Source organism: Methanosarcina sp., assembly GCF_035390745.1.
Taxonomy (GTDB): Archaea; Halobacteriota; Methanosarcinia; order Methanosarcinales; family Methanosarcinaceae; genus Methanosarcina.
On record NZ_DAOOUJ010000013.1, the window covers coordinates 1 to 17048 of the forward strand.

At 42.7% G+C, this 17048-nt stretch carries 18 protein-coding genes; 8 read left to right on the forward strand and 10 right to left on the reverse strand.

The annotated features are described in order from the left end of the window. Nucleotides 1-9: 9 nt before the first annotated feature. The 3 genes from PLL47_RS05160 to PLL47_RS05170 form a co-directional block, all read right to left on the reverse strand. Nucleotides 10-261, reverse strand: a complete 252-nt coding sequence (locus tag PLL47_RS05160) for a hypothetical protein (RefSeq protein WP_324445136.1) — start codon at nucleotides 259-261, stop codon at nucleotides 10-12. Nucleotides 262-443: 182 nt separating this feature from the next. After that, nucleotides 444-2207, reverse strand: a complete 1764-nt coding sequence (locus PLL47_RS05165) for a chloride channel protein (RefSeq protein ID WP_324445137.1) — start codon at nucleotides 2205-2207, stop codon at nucleotides 444-446. 251 nt (nucleotides 2208-2458) lie between these two features. After that, entirely contained in the window at nucleotides 2459-3025 is a 567-nt protein-coding gene (locus tag PLL47_RS05170) for a flavodoxin family protein (RefSeq protein ID WP_324445138.1), read from the reverse strand. 254 nt (nucleotides 3026-3279) lie between these two features. Between PLL47_RS05170 and pta the strand changes: the two genes are divergently transcribed. From pta to PLL47_RS05190, 4 genes are all read left to right on the forward strand, one after another. After that, entirely contained in the window at nucleotides 3280-4281 is a 1002-nt protein-coding gene (gene pta / locus PLL47_RS05175) for a phosphate acetyltransferase (protein ID WP_324445139.1), read from the forward strand. A gap of 103 nt (nucleotides 4282-4384) precedes the next feature. Next, nucleotides 4385-5611, forward strand: a complete 1227-nt coding sequence (locus PLL47_RS05180) for an acetate kinase (protein ID WP_324445140.1) — start codon at nucleotides 4385-4387, stop codon at nucleotides 5609-5611. 402 nt (nucleotides 5612-6013) lie between these two features. Further along, nucleotides 6014-6766 (forward strand): acetate--CoA ligase family protein, encoded by a 753-nt coding sequence (locus PLL47_RS05185; protein ID WP_324445141.1) that lies wholly within the window; start codon nucleotides 6014-6016, stop codon nucleotides 6764-6766. Between the two features lie 104 nt (nucleotides 6767-6870). Beyond that, nucleotides 6871-7203 (forward strand): helix-turn-helix domain-containing protein, encoded by a 333-nt coding sequence (locus PLL47_RS05190; RefSeq protein WP_324445142.1) that lies wholly within the window; start codon nucleotides 6871-6873, stop codon nucleotides 7201-7203. A gap of 147 nt (nucleotides 7204-7350) precedes the next feature. Here the strand turns inward: PLL47_RS05190 and PLL47_RS05195 are convergent, their stop codons facing one another. After that, nucleotides 7351-7545, reverse strand: a complete 195-nt coding sequence (locus tag PLL47_RS05195; RefSeq protein ID WP_324445143.1) for a 4Fe-4S dicluster domain-containing protein — start codon at nucleotides 7543-7545, stop codon at nucleotides 7351-7353. A gap of 344 nt (nucleotides 7546-7889) precedes the next feature. Further along, nucleotides 7890-8483 (reverse strand): uracil-DNA glycosylase, encoded by a 594-nt coding sequence (locus PLL47_RS05200; protein ID WP_324445144.1) that lies wholly within the window; start codon nucleotides 8481-8483, stop codon nucleotides 7890-7892. 386 nt (nucleotides 8484-8869) lie between these two features. Between PLL47_RS05200 and PLL47_RS05205 the strand changes: the two genes are divergently transcribed. Together PLL47_RS05205 and PLL47_RS05210 are read left to right on the forward strand one after the other, a co-directional pair. Continuing rightward, a complete protein-coding gene (locus PLL47_RS05205) occupies nucleotides 8870-10120 on the forward strand; it encodes a phosphoglycerate kinase (protein ID WP_324445188.1) in 1251 nt (416 codons plus the stop codon). A 211-nt stretch (nucleotides 10121-10331) separates the two neighbouring features. Next, entirely contained in the window at nucleotides 10332-10931 is a 600-nt protein-coding gene (locus PLL47_RS05210; RefSeq protein ID WP_324445145.1) for a TIGR00296 family protein, read from the forward strand. 222 nt (nucleotides 10932-11153) lie between these two features. On the opposite strand, the gene PLL47_RS05215 is transcribed toward PLL47_RS05210, so the two are convergent. After that, complete coding sequence (locus PLL47_RS05215; protein WP_324445146.1) at nucleotides 11154-11612, reverse strand: Hsp20/alpha crystallin family protein; 459 nt, start codon at nucleotides 11610-11612, stop codon at nucleotides 11154-11156. A 430-nt stretch (nucleotides 11613-12042) separates the two neighbouring features. Next, entirely contained in the window at nucleotides 12043-12246 is a 204-nt protein-coding gene (locus PLL47_RS14950; protein WP_502883677.1) for a type I restriction enzyme endonuclease domain-containing protein, read from the reverse strand. A gap of 431 nt (nucleotides 12247-12677) precedes the next feature. Between PLL47_RS14950 and PLL47_RS05220 the strand changes: the two genes are divergently transcribed. Next, nucleotides 12678-12869, forward strand: a complete 192-nt coding sequence (locus PLL47_RS05220; protein ID WP_324445147.1) for a hypothetical protein — start codon at nucleotides 12678-12680, stop codon at nucleotides 12867-12869. A 927-nt stretch (nucleotides 12870-13796) separates the two neighbouring features. Further along, entirely contained in the window at nucleotides 13797-15458 is a 1662-nt protein-coding gene (locus tag PLL47_RS05225; RefSeq protein ID WP_324445148.1) for a YVTN family beta-propeller repeat protein, read from the forward strand. Nucleotides 15459-15572: 114 nt separating this feature from the next. On the opposite strand, the gene PLL47_RS05230 is transcribed toward PLL47_RS05225, so the two are convergent. From PLL47_RS05230 to PLL47_RS05240, 3 genes are all read right to left on the reverse strand, one after another. Continuing rightward, entirely contained in the window at nucleotides 15573-15773 is a 201-nt protein-coding gene (locus PLL47_RS05230; protein WP_324445149.1) for a hypothetical protein, read from the reverse strand. A 152-nt stretch (nucleotides 15774-15925) separates the two neighbouring features. Then, nucleotides 15926-16489 (reverse strand): GNAT family N-acetyltransferase, encoded by a 564-nt coding sequence (locus tag PLL47_RS05235; protein WP_324445150.1) that lies wholly within the window; start codon nucleotides 16487-16489, stop codon nucleotides 15926-15928. Between the two features lie 290 nt (nucleotides 16490-16779). Next, nucleotides 16780-16950 carry a hypothetical protein gene (locus PLL47_RS05240; RefSeq protein ID WP_324445151.1) on the reverse strand — a complete coding sequence of 57 codons (171 nt, stop codon included), beginning with the start codon at nucleotides 16948-16950 and terminating at the stop codon, nucleotides 16780-16782. Nucleotides 16951-17048: the final 98 nt, after the last annotated feature.

Here is a 17048-nt window from a genome sequence, read left to right on the forward strand (position 1 = left end):
AGTGAAGATTTAAGGAAGGAAAAAATGAGAAATCACTAAATTATGAAATTGTGTCATATCCTCTCCCCAGCAAGCATCGAGCACGAAATCGAAGTCCTTGAAATCGGCCGCGCAATAGGGATAGCGTGCAGCTTCGAGGTCTGCAATCTCATGGACTGCAATTGCCAGTTTTTCCATCTTTTCAGGATTGGAGTGGGCTTCCGCCAGGCTGTCCCGGTCATGTTCATAAGCTCTACGGTTCCGGTATGGGTCACGGAGCAAACGTGAGTTCTTCAATGTGGTCTGCTCTTTAAAGCGGATATGAATTTCTCTTTCAGTTTTGGTGCCATTTTCGAACCTCTAGGGGCTGGATAAAAAGGAGAATGAATAAAGGTGATTCAATAAAGAAGTCTGAATTGAGTGGCTAAAACAAAACCTGAAACAAGACCGTGCATTATCCCGGATCAGTCTGTGTCCCGAACCTTCTCGATCACTTTCTTAGTGTACGAATTTACGACATCACTCCGGGTAATGAGGCCGAGCAGTTTTGTCCTGTCCTCGCGGTCCACAACAGGGATCCTGCCTATTTGCTTTGAGCCAAGGCGTTTGAGAACGGTTTCAAGAGTTTCGTCTGGATAGGCAACTTCTACATTACGGGTAGAGATATCACCTATTTTCTTGTCAACTTCTCCATATTTTACTTTGCTCCGGAGGTCCGAAAGGGTCACTATTCCTGAAAGTTTACCTTTTGAATCAAGAACTGGAAAACCGGCGTGGCGGCTTGCCTGCATCAGAGCGATAAGTGTTCCCACATTCTTGTCTTCTGAAACGGTCTGGACATGTTGAACCATGGCATCTTTTACAAACATGGATTCCATGATGTCTATTTCCCTGCCTTTCCGTATTTTGAACCCTTTTCTGCGCAGCCCTTCCGTAAAAATTGACTCCGAATGCAGGGCATTGGACATTACATTGCTCAGCACGCAGGAAAACATGAGAGGGAGAACGAGGCTGTAGTCTCTGGTCATCTCAAACAAAATCAGGATCGCAGTAAGGGGAGCTCGCGCAGTTCCTGCAAAAACCGCCCCCATTCCGACCATAGCATAGGCTCCTGACTCTGCTATCGTTCCAGGAAAGAAAAGATTCGCGGCTGTCCCGAAAGCTCCTCCTAACATTGCACCTGTAAAAAGAGAGGGTGCAATCACTCCTCCCGAACCTCCCGAACCTAGAGTAAAGGAAAAGGCAAGGATCTTCATGAAGAACAGGATCAACAGGAGGTTAAAGGCAAGACTTCCGTTAAGAGCATCCGTAATTACTTCATATCCCATCCCTAAAACCTGGGGGTAATAGAGACCCATTGCGCCCACTGCAAGCCCTCCGAGTGCAGGCTTGAAAACCGGATGAAGAGAAATTTTCGAAAAAAGATCCTGTATGTAATAAAGTGTCTGGATCAGGACTGTAGAAACGATCCCTGCAAGGAGCCCAAGAACAAGACAGAGCCCAAGTTCTTTATAGGGACTGACCAGATGAAAGGAAGAGATCTGGAGAATTTTTACTCCGAAAAGCGTGTTTGAGACAAGGGTTGCAAAGACTGAGGAAATAACTATAGGGATGAAAGTCCTGGTTTCAAGTTCCCCGTAAATCACCTCTACTACAAAAACCACACCTGCAAGTGGGGTGCTGAAAGCTGCTGCAATCCCACCGGCAGCCCCGCAGCCGAGAAGTGTCTGAAGCTGTCTTTCCGGGCTCTTCAGGATTCTCCCTACAAGAGCTCCTGTTCCTGCTCCGGCAACAACTCCTGGAGCTTCTTTCCCGAGGGCACCTCCCGAGCTTATAGTGATTATTGAAGTAAAAACCTCCAGAAAAGCGTCTTTAAGTCTAATCTTTGCACCCCGGAGGGTTACGGTTTCTATAAGCCCTCCTACACCGTAGCTCTTTTTTATGAAATAGTGAGAGATTATTCCTACTACCAGCCCTCCGAGAGCAGGAATGAATATTACATAAGGGAATTCATGTAAAGAGAATCTCTGCTGCATTTCAAAAAGAGTATTACTATACTCGAGAGCACGGTCATAAACTCCTATTACGAGTCCTGTCAGGAGCCCTATTAAAATAGCAATTGAGTTGACCCTGGTAACTTCGGTATCAAACCGGCTGACGTATTCGCTTAGCCGGGGGTATTCCTTAAGATAACGGATCCTGAACCTGGACTCTGGTTTAACTTCCAAACGTTAGCGCCTCTCCGGGGCATTTTTCACGCTTCAACCCATTTTTCAAAAAATAAATATTCAGGGTCCGAACTTATTCTGCCTGAATATCTTTTTCTGCCCAGAAAAATTATAGCATTTATTTAAATGTATCTTTTAAAAATATATGTTTATGTCGAGAGGGTGGTTTACTTCACTCAGCCCCGTATTCTTTTATATTTCTATTCAAGTCTTTTAATTTCGATTATCTGTTTATACAGCCTATTGTTTGTTTATTTTTTCTGAATAAACTCCAGGACATCACAGAGTTTTTTTGCAGTTTCAATAACTGTTTGCATCCCAACTGTATCTTCTTCTGAGGGGTTCCATGTAATTCCGCCAAAGTGCGCATTGTCTCCAACTACAATCATTCCGTGTATATGCATCCAGTCATGGATCGCCTGAATTGTTTTTTCCTGCCCTCCATTTCTTGAACCTCCAACTGAGAGAGCCGCTCCGACTTTATTTTTGAGTGCAAAGTCTTTGCGGCGGAGCAGGACAGTTCTGTCGAAAAGGGCTTTGAGCTGGGCAGGGTAATTCCCCATATATACGGGAGATGCAACGATTATGCCGTCTGCTACTCTCATTTTCTCATAAATTTCTTCCATACTGTCATCAATCACACAGAAGTCTTTTTCTCTGCAAGCTCCGCAGGCTTTGCACGGGGCAATCTCCGAGACAGATATAAAGACAGTGTCTGTTTCAAATCCCCTTTCTTTTGCAACTTCGAGAACGGCTGCAATCAGTTTCTCACAGTTCTGGCCCTTTCGCGGGCTGCCTGAAATTCCCAATATTTTCATTCGATTCATTCCGGAATTCTTTTATATTTATTTATCACTTATATTCATAACAAATCTTTCAAACTGTATTAAGTCTCAGCAGAAACTGCATTAGATATTCATATATTTTGGGAAAATATTTGAAAATAAATATATATCTAGATGGGCCGCATATATATTTTTTATTTTTATATATTCCTCTATGCTTTTTACGTAAATTTATATATCAAGACCCAGCTAGTTAAATTACTCTAATTATATAGGAGGTTGGTTGATTGGTAACATTCTTAGAGAAAATCAGTGAGAGAGCAAAGAAGCTTAACAAAACAATCGCTTTACCTGAGACTGAAGATATTAGAACCCTCCAGGCAGCTGCCAAGATCCTTGAAAGAGGTATTGCAAACGTTGTCCTTGTCGGTGATGAAGCCGATATAAAGGCGCTCGCAGGAGATCTGGATCTCTCAAAGGCAAGAATTGTAAATCCCAAGACCTATGAGAGAAAAGATGAATACGTTAATGCTTTCTACGAGTTGAGAAAGCACAAAGGTGTAACACCTGAAAGTGCAGCTGAAATTATGAGTGACTACGTTTACTTCGCTGTTATGATGGCAAAACTCGGAGAAGTAGACGGAGTAGTATCCGGTGCTGCACACTCTTCTTCAGACACCCTGAGACCTGCTGTCCAGATCGTAAAGACTGCTCCAGGCGCAGCTCTTGCATCCGCTTTCTTCATTATTGCTGTACCTGACTGTGAATATGGGTCCAATGGAACGTTCCTCTTTGCTGACTCGGGCATGGTCGAAATGCCAAGCGTCGAAGACCTTGCAAACATCGCTGTAAGCTCTGCAAAGACCTTCGAACTTCTGGTTCAGGACACACCATATGTTGCAATGCTTTCCTACTCCACAAAGGGAAGTGCCAACAGCCCGCTAACACAGGCTACAATCGCTGCTACAAAGCGTGCACAGGAACTTGCCCCTGATGTTGCAATCGACGGTGAACTTCAGGTAGATGCAGCAATTGTCCCCAAGGTTGCAGCTTCAAAAGCTCCCGGGAGCCCTGTTGCAGGCAGAGCCAATGTCTTTATTTTCCCAGACCTGAATGCTGGAAACATTGCATACAAGATTGCCCAGAGACTTGCCAAAGCCGAAGCCTATGGACCTATTACCCAGGGACTGGCAAAGCCAATTAACGACCTGTCCAGAGGTTGCAGTGACGAAGACATCGTCGGTGCCGTTGCAATTACCTGTGTACAGGCTGCAGCGCAGGACAAATAATAGAAAACGTTTTGGAAGCGTTTTATTAACTTTCATATATATTAATCCTTTATCCGGAAACTCTAAATGTAATTGAAAAGTAAAATTTAAATGGGGTTTACAAATGAAAGTACTGGTTATAAACGCAGGGAGTTCCTCTCTCAAATATCAATTAATTGATATGACAAATGAGTCCGCTCTTGCAGTCGGGCTTTGCGAGAGGATAGGCATCGACAACTCTATTATCACCCAGAAGAGGTTTGACGGCAAGAAGCTGGAAAAGCAGACCGACCTTCCCAACCACAAGGTCGCCCTTGAGGAAGTTGTCAAGGCTCTCACAGATTTGGAGTTCGGTGTCATAAAGAGCATGGACGAAATCAATGCCGTCGGACACAGAGTTGTGCATGGTGGCGAAAAGTTCACTTCTTCAGCTTTGATCACCGAGGATGTAGAAAAATCAATCAAGGACTGCTTTGAACTGGCTCCTCTACACAATCCTCCAAACATGATGGGAATTTCTGCCTGTCAGGAAATCATGCCAGGTGTTCCGATGGTTGCTGTCTTTGATACAGCATTCCACATGACACTCCCGGCATATGCCTACATGTATGCTCTTCCATACGCACTGTACGAAAAATACGGGATAAGGAAATATGGTTTCCACGGCACCTCCCACTTCTACGTTGCGAAAAGGGCTGCAGCTATGCTTGGAAAACCAGAACAGGATGTCAAGGTCATCACCTGCCACCTTGGTAACGGTTCAAGCATTACGGCTGTTAAAGGCGGAAAATCCATTGAGACCACCATGGGCTTTACTCCGCTGGAAGGAGTTGCAATGGGTACCAGATGCGGTTCCATTGACCCCGCAGTTGTCCCCTTCATAATGGAAAAGGAAGGTCTGACAACCAGAGAAGTCGACACCCTTATGAACAAGAAATCGGGTGTTCTTGGAGTTTCCGGGCTAAGCAACGACTTCAGAGACCTTGATGAAGCAGCTTCCAAAGGAAACCAGAGAGCTGAACTTGCCCTTGAAATCTTTGCATATAAGATTAAGAAGGTCATTGGTGAATATTCAGCAGTGCTCAATGGTGCAGATGCGATAGTCTTTACTGCAGGTATTGGAGAAAACAGTGCAAGTATAAGAAAGAGAATCCTTGCCGACCTTGACGGTCTTGGCATCAAGATCGATGAAGAAAAGAACAAGATCAGAGGCCAGGAAATCGACATCAGCACTCCGGATGCAAAAGTTAGAGTTCTTGTTATCCCAACCAATGAAGAACTGACAATTGCAAGGGACACAAAACAAATCTGTGAAGTTGAAGCAAAGCTGCGAAGCTCAGTACCTATCTGATGGTAAAGGAATTTTTCCTTTGCCTTTTTTTCCACCAGGGTTGCGCTTCCCGAGTTCCGCCTCGGGAGGGCGGTGTTTTTCCCGATTTTTGTTTCGGCACCCGAGTTCCGCCTCGGGAGGGCGGTGTTTTTCCCGATTTTTGTTTCGGCACCCGAGTTTCGCTTAGGAGCACGAGGTCTGTTTCACTCGCTTTGCTCGCTCAAGCAGACTAATTTATAGTTTTTTTAGCAGTAAACTTTGCTCAAGAGGCTATATTCTGAATTTTTGAAGTAAAACTCGCTCAGGAGAACTAAAGTAAACTTTTTTCAGCCTGAAGTTAAATACTTGAAGTTAAGTACTCACAATTTTTAACTTATCCATGATATTTATTATCTTAAAGAATAACTGTTCTGAGAGTGTCATATGAGTATGAAGCAGGTAGACCTCTCCCTTACTGAATCCGGTTTAGATACGGCTCTTGCAGCTGAAATTCTTGACGCTGCGCGAAGATCCAGGCGGCATACTCTGGGTCTGGAATCTTTCGGCATCCTGACAGCATATGGTATTCCAGTGGTGAAAACGGCGTTTGCAAAAACTGAAGAGGAAGCCGTGAAAGCCGCAGATGATATTGGTTGTCCTCTTGTTATGAAGGTTATTTCTCCTCAGATATCCCATAAATCAGATGTTGGGGGGATAATGCTTTCTCTGCAAAATACAGATGAGGTGAGAGCTGCTTACCGGGAAATGATGGAAAACATCCCGAAGAAGAGACCAGATGCAGTTCTTGAAGGCTTCCAGTTGCAGCAAATGCTCTCAGGCGGAAAAGAAGTGATTATAGGAATGATCCGGGACCCAACTTTTGGGCCCATGTTGATGTTTGGGCTTGGCGGGGTTTATGTGGAAATCCTCAGGGACGTGAGGTTTGCCATTGCTCCTGTGAATGAAAAGGAAGCCAGGGAGATGATTACGGGGATCAAAACCTATCCTCTTCTTGCCGGAGTCCGGGGTGCAAAGCCTTCGGATACTGGTTCTCTGGCGGAGATCATATTAAAAGTCTCAAAGCTTGTATGCGATTTTTCGGAAATAGAGGAGTTTGAGATTAATCCTGTGATGGTTCTGGAAGAGGGGAAGGGAGCTTTTGCAGTTGACATGAGGCTTACTTTGAAGAAAAATTGACTATTTAAATAAAAGTTAATATTTTAAAAAAGAATTAATTAGATTGATCACTTTTTTATGACATGTCTTTTTTCTATATATTTTCTTCTTAACATATCAATAGTATGCCTGTTTATCTACTCTATTTATTTGTTCTTCTGCTCACGCTTCAGAAAAAACAGATGTCTGCAGGCGAACTTGCATCAGAGCTTGTGCTTCGCCTGAATACACTTTTATATAATCTTAGTTTGCTGGAAAAAGCCAGCCTGATAAAGGTTATACAGGTAAAATGGAGCTGTAAAGGACGCGAAGTGAAAATCTATGCTCCTTTGGGGCAGCCGGTTTTGCTGGTGCCCCGGGCAAATAAAGATGGGGTCCCTTTAGTCCTGGATACTCTGGAAAAAACACTGGAACATTGCTGGAAGAATTCTCCTGGATGGGAAAAATTTCCTTCCTGAGAGATCAGACAAAAATGATAAGAAGATATCCTCCGATAAAGATGCTAATAATTAGGAGGTTCTCCCAGCTTGCACTTTATGCTGTGAACATCCCTGTTAAGGAAGCTCAGATTGAAAGTGCATCAGGGTCATGGCAATCAGGTCTGTTCATTCCTCAACAAGTTCAATAGCATCTACCGGACAGGCTTCCACACACTGCTCACATTCTATGCAGTTTTCCGGGCGGGCTACAACTGCCTTTTTTACCTCATCTATTTTTTCAATATCAAAAACTTCTGCAGGGCAGACTTCATAGCAGGCAAGAGCTCCGTTACATTTGTGATAATCGATTACAGGATGCATATCTTCTCCTTTTTATCAGGTTTTTACTGAATTTTAACATCGAATGTCTCTGCAGATTCTCTGCAGGGTACTCTCACATAGAGTTTCCCATCAGTATATTTTGTAACATTTTCACCATTGACATGCCTGTACCCCCCAACTATTTAGTAAAACAATTATGTATTGAAGTCACAAAATTATAACGCAAATGCATATAATAATAGCGGGACCGCTTTATTTATATTTTGTTCACAGGGCTGCCTTTATATTTTCCTGCTTCTTTTTCTCTATGGGTCCTCTTCCTCGCTGTTTTGTCGAGCCTGATTTTACAGGATTTCTTATTTCATAAATTTCTCACTTTTCTTTTACTGCCAGAGTTTTCTGTTTTTATCAATAAAAGAGTTCTGGATTTCTATCTTTGAACGGGTATAAATCAGGGCTGCAGGATGGTAGAGTTTCAGGACTGTCCTTCCGTCCTGTTCTGCCGGGACTCCCCATTCCAGTTTTCTTTCCGGGCAGTATGATTTTTCAGCTGTGTTGCCGAGGAGAATTATGATTTCTGGATTGAGAAGGGTTATCTGGGCGATGAGGAAGGGTTTGCAGCATTCTATTTCATCTGCTTTTGGCCTTCTGTTTTCCGGCGGGCGGCATTTGACAGTGTTTGCTACGAACCAGTCCTCTTCTGCAAGCCCCATATACTCAACCATTTTGTCCAGGAGTTTTCCTGCCCTCCCATTGAAGGGGATACCTGTTTCATCTTCGTTCTTTCCCGGAGCTTCGCCTATGAACATTACTTTTGGGTTATGGGACCCTTTTCCTATCACTCTTTTAGTTGCACTTTTATGGAGAGGGCAGCGTATGCAGGCGGTTGCCTCCCTTTCCACAGTCTCATACCCGGCCTCCACCAGTTTTTGAACTCTTTCTTCACGGTTTCCGCAATTCTCTTCCTCTGCTGCCATAACTTTTACCTCTCTGGTTTATTCTGATTTTCTTTATTTTGCATGAAAGTGCTCTCAAGTAATTCCATTCTTTGGGCATGTTATTCAAAGAATATCATGTGCGTTTTTTAATAATTGAAAGTTCGTTCTGTACCAGTTTATTTGCAGTGCTGTCTGCCTTTTTCTCTGAATTACTGATTTTTTTCTTCATTCATAGTTTTTTTTCTTATTTTTCATATAAAAATAGTAATCTATTTCTTGAGATCTGTACGGAACAAACTTATTTAAGGAAAAAATTCCATGACAAGATAACCAATACTGAAAGAATAATATTCTCTAAAATTTCTCTAAAATATTATCTATCTACCTTTATTCTCTGATATATCCAAAACTTCGTGTACAAAGGTGTGCTGAGGGTAATGACTTCCAGAAACTTTCTTACGATTGATGATTTTGACATACGCGGAAAGACAATTCTTTTAAGAGTAGACATGAACTCTCCTATGGACACCCAGGGTCACATTCTGGACGATATGAGGATCAGGAGTCATGTTGCGACTCTTAAGGACCTTGAAAGCGCAAAAGTCGTTGTGCTTGCGCACCAGAGCAGGCCAGGGAAAAAAGATTTCACCACAATGAAACCTCATGCCCACCTGCTGTCCAGGTACCTGGGCAGGCAAGTTACCTATGTGGATGACATTTTCGGGACTTATGCAAAAACCCAGATTGCTTCTATGGAAGACGGGGATGTCATTATGCTCGAAAATGTCAGGTTCTATTCCGAAGAAAGCCTTGAAAGGACTCCAGCCGAACAGGCAAATACCTATATGGTTAAAAAGCTGGCGCCTTTTGTCGATATTTTCCTCAATGACGCTTTTGCAGTATCCCACAGGTCCCACCTTTCTGTCGTAGGTTTTACCGAAGTCCTTCCTTCAGGAGCTGGCAGGGTAATGGAAAAAGAGCTTATTTCCCTGGACAGGGGAGTCAAGGGAGGGGAGAGACCGTGCATTTTTGTGCTGGGAGGGGCAAAGGTTGATGATTCCCTCAGAGTAACCGAAAATGTCCTTGCAAACGGCGGGGCTGACAGAGTGCTTCTTACAGGAGTGGTTGCAAATGTTGCTCTTGCTGCCGCCGGAGTGGATATCGGAAAAGCCAATCTTGATTTCATTAAATCCCAGGGCTATGAAGGCCAGATAGAAAAGGCAAGAGGTTTACTTGCGAAGTTTAAAGACAAAATTGGTCTGCCGAAGGATGTAGCCTTAAATGACAACAAAAAGCGCGTCGAAGTCCCTATTTCTGAGCTAAATTCCAATTCTCTGCCCATTAACGACATAGGGCTTGAAACTATTGTGGACTACACCAATGAAATCGAGAACGCAAAAACCGTTGTCCTGAACGGTCCGGCAGGGGTTTCCGAAATGGATGATTTTGCTCTCGGAACCCATGAAATCATAAAAGCTGCTATCAAATCCGATTTCTCTATTATTGGCGGCGGGCATATCTCTGTCGAAGTTGCACACCTCGGGCTGGAACACCGCTTTTCACACATCAGCACAGGCGGAGGAGCCTGTATCGATTACCTCGCAGGGGAAAAGCTTCCCGGAGTAGAGGCTCTTAAAGCTGCCTGCAAAAAATACCAGGAAGCTAAAAAGCTTTAAAGGCACTTTCCTGCAAGTTTCGGCAGTGCCAGAAACATACTTTAACCCGTTTCAATAAACATACTGTTATGCCGACACTCAGGTATTCCTCAGGTGATAGCGGCTGACAATGTGAGAGCTTACAGTATGTGGGAGCTTACAGTTTATAGATACAATTAACAGGTAAAATGCATAACAGTTTACAATGTAGTTTACAGGTGTTGGTTCAAGCATGCTTACAGAAACGGAAGGCAGGGCTGCAGTCAAGCTTGCAAGGAAAACTATTGAATCTTTTTTGTCCGGAGGAGAGTTTCCCAAATCTCAGGATCTGGGAATAGATCTTTCTCCTGTTTTTGGGGAAAATAGAGGCGTTTTTGTTACATTAACTGAAGAAGGGCTCCTGAGGGGCTGTATAGGACACCCTTACCCGGACTCAACTCTTAAAGAAGCAATTATGGACTCCGCGATTTCTGCGGCAACCAGCGACCCGCGTTTTCCACCTGTTGAAGAAGAGGAGCTGAAAAATATAGTTGTCGAGGTTACAATACTGACTCAACCTGAAAAAATCAATGCTGCTCCAGAGGATCTTCCGGATAAGGTGGTGATTGGCAAACACGGGCTCATCGTAAAACAGGGATACTACCAGGGACTGCTGCTCCCGCAGGTCGCTCCTGAGAATAATATGGATTCCATAGATTTTCTGAGCCATACCTGCATGAAAGCGGGTCTTTCTCCGGATGCCTGGGTTAAAGGAGCAGAAGTCTACTGTTTCGAGGGGCAGATCTTCAAGGAAAAGGAGCCTGAAGGAGAAGTTATAGAAGAGAAATTCTGACTATTGGGCAAATTTTAAGTTCGGATAAATTCTGATTTTTGGGATAATCCCTTTAAAAGAACCTGAAGGCTCATATGAGCCCGGACTGCTGTACCAGTCTGTTTTCAGGTTCTTTTCGAGGATATTTTCGATAGGTGGAGGTAACCTTTCGTTTTTTGGGCTTATTTCAGGAAATGGCAAACCTGATATGAGCCGCTTTATTGGATTATTCAATCTGATTATTTATTCAATCTGAATTCTGCTTCCAGTTACGGATTTCGTTTTTGGCAGAGTGACTGTTAAGACGCCGTTTTTGAGCTGGGCAGTTGCCCCCTCTTCGGTTACATTTTCAGGGAGAGGAATCTCACGGTAGTAGCGCATGAAAGACCTCTCTTTTCTGAGATAGCCTTCTTTTTCCGTCTCCTCTTCTTTTCCTTTCTCTGCACTGATAACAAGTAAGTTGTCTTTCAGGCTCAGCTCGACATTTTCTCTGTCAATGCCGGGCAGGTCTGTTGTAACAATTACTTTGTTGTCTTCTTCCACAACATCGGTCAGAGGGGATAAGGTTTCGCTTACGTACCTGTTTTCCAGTGCAGGGAACGCCCTCATCATATGTTCCATATATTCCTGCATCCTTCTTATTTCATCAAACGGGTCCCAGCTGTACACGTCACGGGATGGTCTCTTTATTGGCAGTTTCATGTACAAATTCCTCCTTATCGGATTTTTTGTTGGTGTTTTATTGAGGTTGGTTGGTGATTTTTAATCTGATCTATCTTTCTGGAGGTGTGGAACAGTTCATTTCCTTCCTGCAGGAAGTTGCCTGAAAGGCATGGAAAATCTTCAGAGATGGAGGTTTTTTTTCTCTGTCCATGCTTACAGGCAGAATAGATGAAAGCTTCAGAGCCCTCATCCGTTTTTCTCATGGAGGGAGGAAATCCGCTTTTAAAGGTGTACAGGTCCACCTTTCTGTCTGTTCGCAGATCTTGTTTACGGGTTCTGGGGTAACTGATGGTCTTGCCCTACAGTTACTAATTTGGGGTTACTGTAAGGTCGTATTATTGTCCAGTTACTAACATTTAGTTAGTATTCATTATATTTAAAGTTTTGTATCGCGTGCCCTTTGATTTACTCAAAACAGGATAATACAGGAAAAGAATAGAATTTTCAGGCGGAGCAACCCGGCTTCACTATTCTTTTTTGCGAACTCAAGGAGCTCTTCGATGACCTGAACTGTATCAATACCTCTATTTTTATATTTATTAATTGCCCGCTCAAGCATTTCGGCAAAAGATTTGCCCTGAATAAGGTTTCTGCGCGACTGTAGATGATTAATTCAAAAAAACTAATCTTGATTAGTAATAATCTGGCCTGTACTGCTCATAATTACGTTCTTGAATGCTGATCTACCTGATGCCAATCAACCGAAGAAAGTCTTATCACCGATACAGTAATGATATTATTTTACAGGAAAAGGGGGTTGATCGGCTTTTTCAGGTTGGTTAAAAACATGATTCTTTTCCCTGTTTTTATATCAGAAAAGAATGAACAGAGGCAAAAGATTATGGACATACTTATTCAGGTAAGCTCGGGATACGTGGATACTATCATACCCAGTTTGAACATGGCTTTGAAGCTCAAGAGCGAGGAACAGATGTGACCGTATTTTTTGAATGGTGAGTTCTGGTTGCATTTATAGAGCAGAAATTTGATTATTCATCATCAGTAGCAAAGTACGCTTCTACAATCGAAGAAAAAGCGAGAAAGATGGGAGTACCGGCAGACCCCGTGTTCCTGCTGATAGGAGCAAAAGCTGCTGGAATACCCATGTACGGATGTGCCGTGGAAGCAGCACTCACCGGTATCGCAGAAAAGGTGCCTCCAGAGATAGAGCTGATGGAGGAGAAAGATCTATCAAAGCCTTTCCTGGAAGCAAAGAAGATTACAGGTGGATTTTAATATCATTTCTGGAAAGTATAAAGGACTCCGATAAACCCTATTCTTGGCAATGATTTAGAAAAAGCTGGAAACAAACCAGCCATGTCTTTTTTAGTATATTTTCTGCCCAGGGCGCAGCTTAGCGTTTCGAAAAACCTGTTAAATCAACAGAGCCAGCAAAAAGGATAGATTTGAATTAAATTCGGCAGGCAGCTTTGAAGAAACGTTTTATCAAAAACCCGGAAAACCTTATTAGCTTTCTTTAACGTGTCTTTTATAATGAATTTTTATATAAACACTTCTTAATATCTAAAAAACCGATTATTTATTAGATAAATATTATATAAGAAAATAGTAATGATTTATTATTATATATAAAAACCACAGGACTGTTGAGCTTTTTTGATTTTAATGTGGTAGTCCTATTAGAAACAAACTCAGGATAAAACACTACCAAAACTAATTTTATTCAGAGATAAGCATAATTGTGCACTTCTGTAATGCACATGGGAGTTTTTTGTAGGGGGAAGAGATATGAACAAAAATCTGATTTTAGTTTTGCTATCTATGTCACTGTTGACATTGAGTTCAGGAATTTCTGGAGCAGATATACCGGAAAACTGGACTCGTGTAGATCACGAGGGGCTGTTTCAACAAACTTATATTCAAGCACCTCTTAAATTAAGCGTATTCGGATCAGATTTATACGCACAGGCTGAAGATGGGTTATATAAATTTAATAATTCGTCTTTTGATTGGGAAAAACAAACAATTTCCCTGGACGATCTGAGCCCTTTTAAATCTGCAGATTTTTCTCAGTTTCCTAATGAAACTTATGTAAAACCTCTTTTAGTATTCAATGGACAACTGTATGCAGTTGTTTCTCCGCAGGGTTCAACAACGTTCGAAATATGGCGTTCTCCGGATTTTGGTAAGAATCAGACTTCAATGACATGGAATAAAGTCGTATCAAACGGATTCGGAAACCCGCTGAACCATGAACTGGGTTTGATGATTGAGTATAACAGTAAGCTGTTAGTTGTCACTACCAATACCAGAACAGATCCTAATGCTTCTTTTGGAGATGGCAGTTACTATGGTCCCGGGATCCAGGTGTGGGAAAGTCCGTCTGGAGATAATGGAAGCTGGTATCAGGTTAATAAAGATGGTTTTGGTACAGAAACAACAATATTTGATTGGTATGGTAAGGAAAAAATAATTCGTACTAACCAGGACTTTGGTTCCGGAGCTGTATATAATGAAACTTTATACATAGGAACTTTATCCCATTACGGCGGCCAGGTATGGAGCTATAACGGCACAGGGCTAAATGGATGGAAAGATGTTACCCCGGATACCATGATATGGAATGGTCCTAGCCGTGCAGTGAGTATGGTAGTATATAATGATTCTCTCTATCTGGGTGAAGGCTTTCCAACTGGAAATATTGGTAAATACGATGGAGCAAACTGGGAGATAGCTGTTTCTGCTGGCCAGGGTTTCTTTGGTCATCCATTTGCAGTGACCAATGGAGGAATATCTTCTCTTGCAGTAGCAAACGGAAAGCTCTATGCTTCAACCCTGAGAAATCCACTGTCACCTTATAATCCGCCATATGAATTTGCCCAGGTATGGGGCTATCCGTATCCGTATCAAAATTTGTCATCAACGTATGCGTATATTACGAACGCAGGCAGCGGCACCGTTACTGTAATTGACACAGCCACAGACAATGTGACAGCCACATTAAGTTATGTAGGAAGCAATCCCGATGGAGTTGCAGTCAGTCCGGATGGTAAAAAGGTGTATGTGGCAAACTCCGACTGGGACAATATTTCTGCAATTGATACAGTCTCTGTGATTGATACAGCCACAAATACTTTTACAGACATGATAGAGGTAGGACAGTGGCCCTGGGGAATTGCAGTTTCCCCGGATGGAAATACGGTATATGTAACGAACGATGGCAGCGATACTGTCTCTGTAATTAACACATCCAATAACACTGTCACAGCCACTGTGCCTGTAGGAGTCGATCCAAGAGGAATCGTAGTTACTCCTGATGGAAAAACTGTATATCTGACAAACTCCGACTGGTGGAACAATATCTCTGCAATTGATACAGTTTTTGCAATTGACACAGCCACAAATACTGTTATATCCAATGTATCTGTAGGAAATAGGCCATGGGGAGTTGCAGTCAGTCCGGATGGAACTAAATTATATGTGGCGAACTATGGCAGCAATACTACCTCAGTAATTGACACAGCCACAAACAGCGTTGCAGCCACTGTGCCCGTAGGATGGGGGCCAGTTGGAGTTGCAGTCAGTCCGGATGGTGAAAAGGTGTATGTGGTGAGCTACCACTATCCCTACACTGTCTCTATAATTGACACCGCCACAAATAGTGTTACAGCTACGGTGAATGTAGGAAAGTTTCCTCACGGAGTTGCATTCACGCCGGATGGAAAAAAGGCATATGTGACAAGCGACGGCAGCGACAAAGTCTACGTAATTGATACAGCCACAAACAACGTTACAGCCACAGTGAACACAGGGTTCCGCCCTATGTCCTGGGGGCAGTTTATAGGGCCAGCACCAGAACCGTAATGGTATCCAGGTTAGCTGACGTATCTGGATATCGATGCCAGCGGGCAAGCAAGCCCCAAAGTCAGTGGCGACATTTTACGTATAAAGTTTAAGTTTTCCAATAAGGTGCTCAATCTAAGTTGTTGGGTACCTTAAGTTTTTTAAAATAGGTTGACCAGTGCCTATTTTTCTCTCCGGCGCTATCATCCTGCAGCCGCTTGATTTGTAAGGGTTTCCATTTTCATCCGGGAACTCGAAATCGATGAACCAGCGTTTGAAGAGGGTTTTAGTAATCATCCCAATCTCTGTTTCTTTGAATTTTGTTTCAGAGGCCAATTGCTCTTCTCCACATAATTTTTTATTACTTTTTGGGTTTAGAATCCAACTTATTATTCAGGGTGAATTTTTTCACTTCGGTTTTGGAATGCTGGCGTTTAGTTCTGTTACTTCTTCTTTTATGATATTACAGCGTATTCGTACTCTCTTCTCTACAGGCTTTTTATTTTCTTTACTTCCGGCGTATCGGGCTCAAGATGCCAGAATAGCGAGTCATCCCCCTCTTTAGCAGATATATCTACGGTTTTGCGGTTCATACTTTCCCTCCTCCACTCCCTGCCTTTTATCCTCAAAATATCCCATTCCATTAAGATCTGTACACAACCCGTATGCTCGTCAATTTCTTCTCCGGCTGCCCTGAACCCGCTCTTTTCGTAAAAGAGAACAGCTTTTCTATTATCTTTATAAACCTTAAGGGAAAGCCTTCCTTTCAGAGCTTTCGCATGCTCGAGAAGCGCTTTTCCTGCCCCCTTACCCTGTGCTTCGGGAGCTACAAAAAGGGCGCATACTATCTCTCCTGCAAGTGAAATAAAGCCTGCGACATTTCCATCCTGTTCAAAAACATAATTTTCGGCAAGGGGCAGGTACTTTTCTTTCATTGCGGGTTTATATGAAGCCCAGAAGGGGGCTGGCATAAAGAAATGGGCAATAACTGAGGCATCATACCAGATCCTTACCATCTCATCAAGGTCTGTTTCCCTGCAGGTTCTGATCAATGTATCATCAAGCTCCTTTTTTTCAAGGCTCTCCCGTTTCTGTAAAGGTTTACTGGTTTTAAGTTAAAAGTATATCCCCGTAAATCGAATTTTACGGCATTCTGAACCTGAAGATAAGGGGCAACGAAGGCGGTATACGACTGTAGATAAAAAATTCGGAAAAAAGGTAAGTATATATAGAAAGAAAAAAGTTTAAAAAATGTCAGGCCGAATTGGCTTCGGTCTGAAAAGGGGCTTTCATGAAAATGGGTCCGAATTAAAAATAAAAAATCGGAAAAAGTTTTTATAATTTATTCCATGGCTTCGATCTGGCGGATCAAGTCATTGGCATACCTTTCGGATAACTCCACATGTGGACTGCATGGAATGACTCTTACCAGCTTCCCATACCTGGATACGTACATGTCAGGCCCATGTGAAGTTTTTACTTTTGTAAAAGTATATCCTTTCGGAAAGGTCATCGATTTAACCTCCACATGTTATTATGTCTGGCATTCCATATTAATATTTTTTTACTTAATAATCATGAAGAATTATGGCTTCTGTGATTGAATATGTT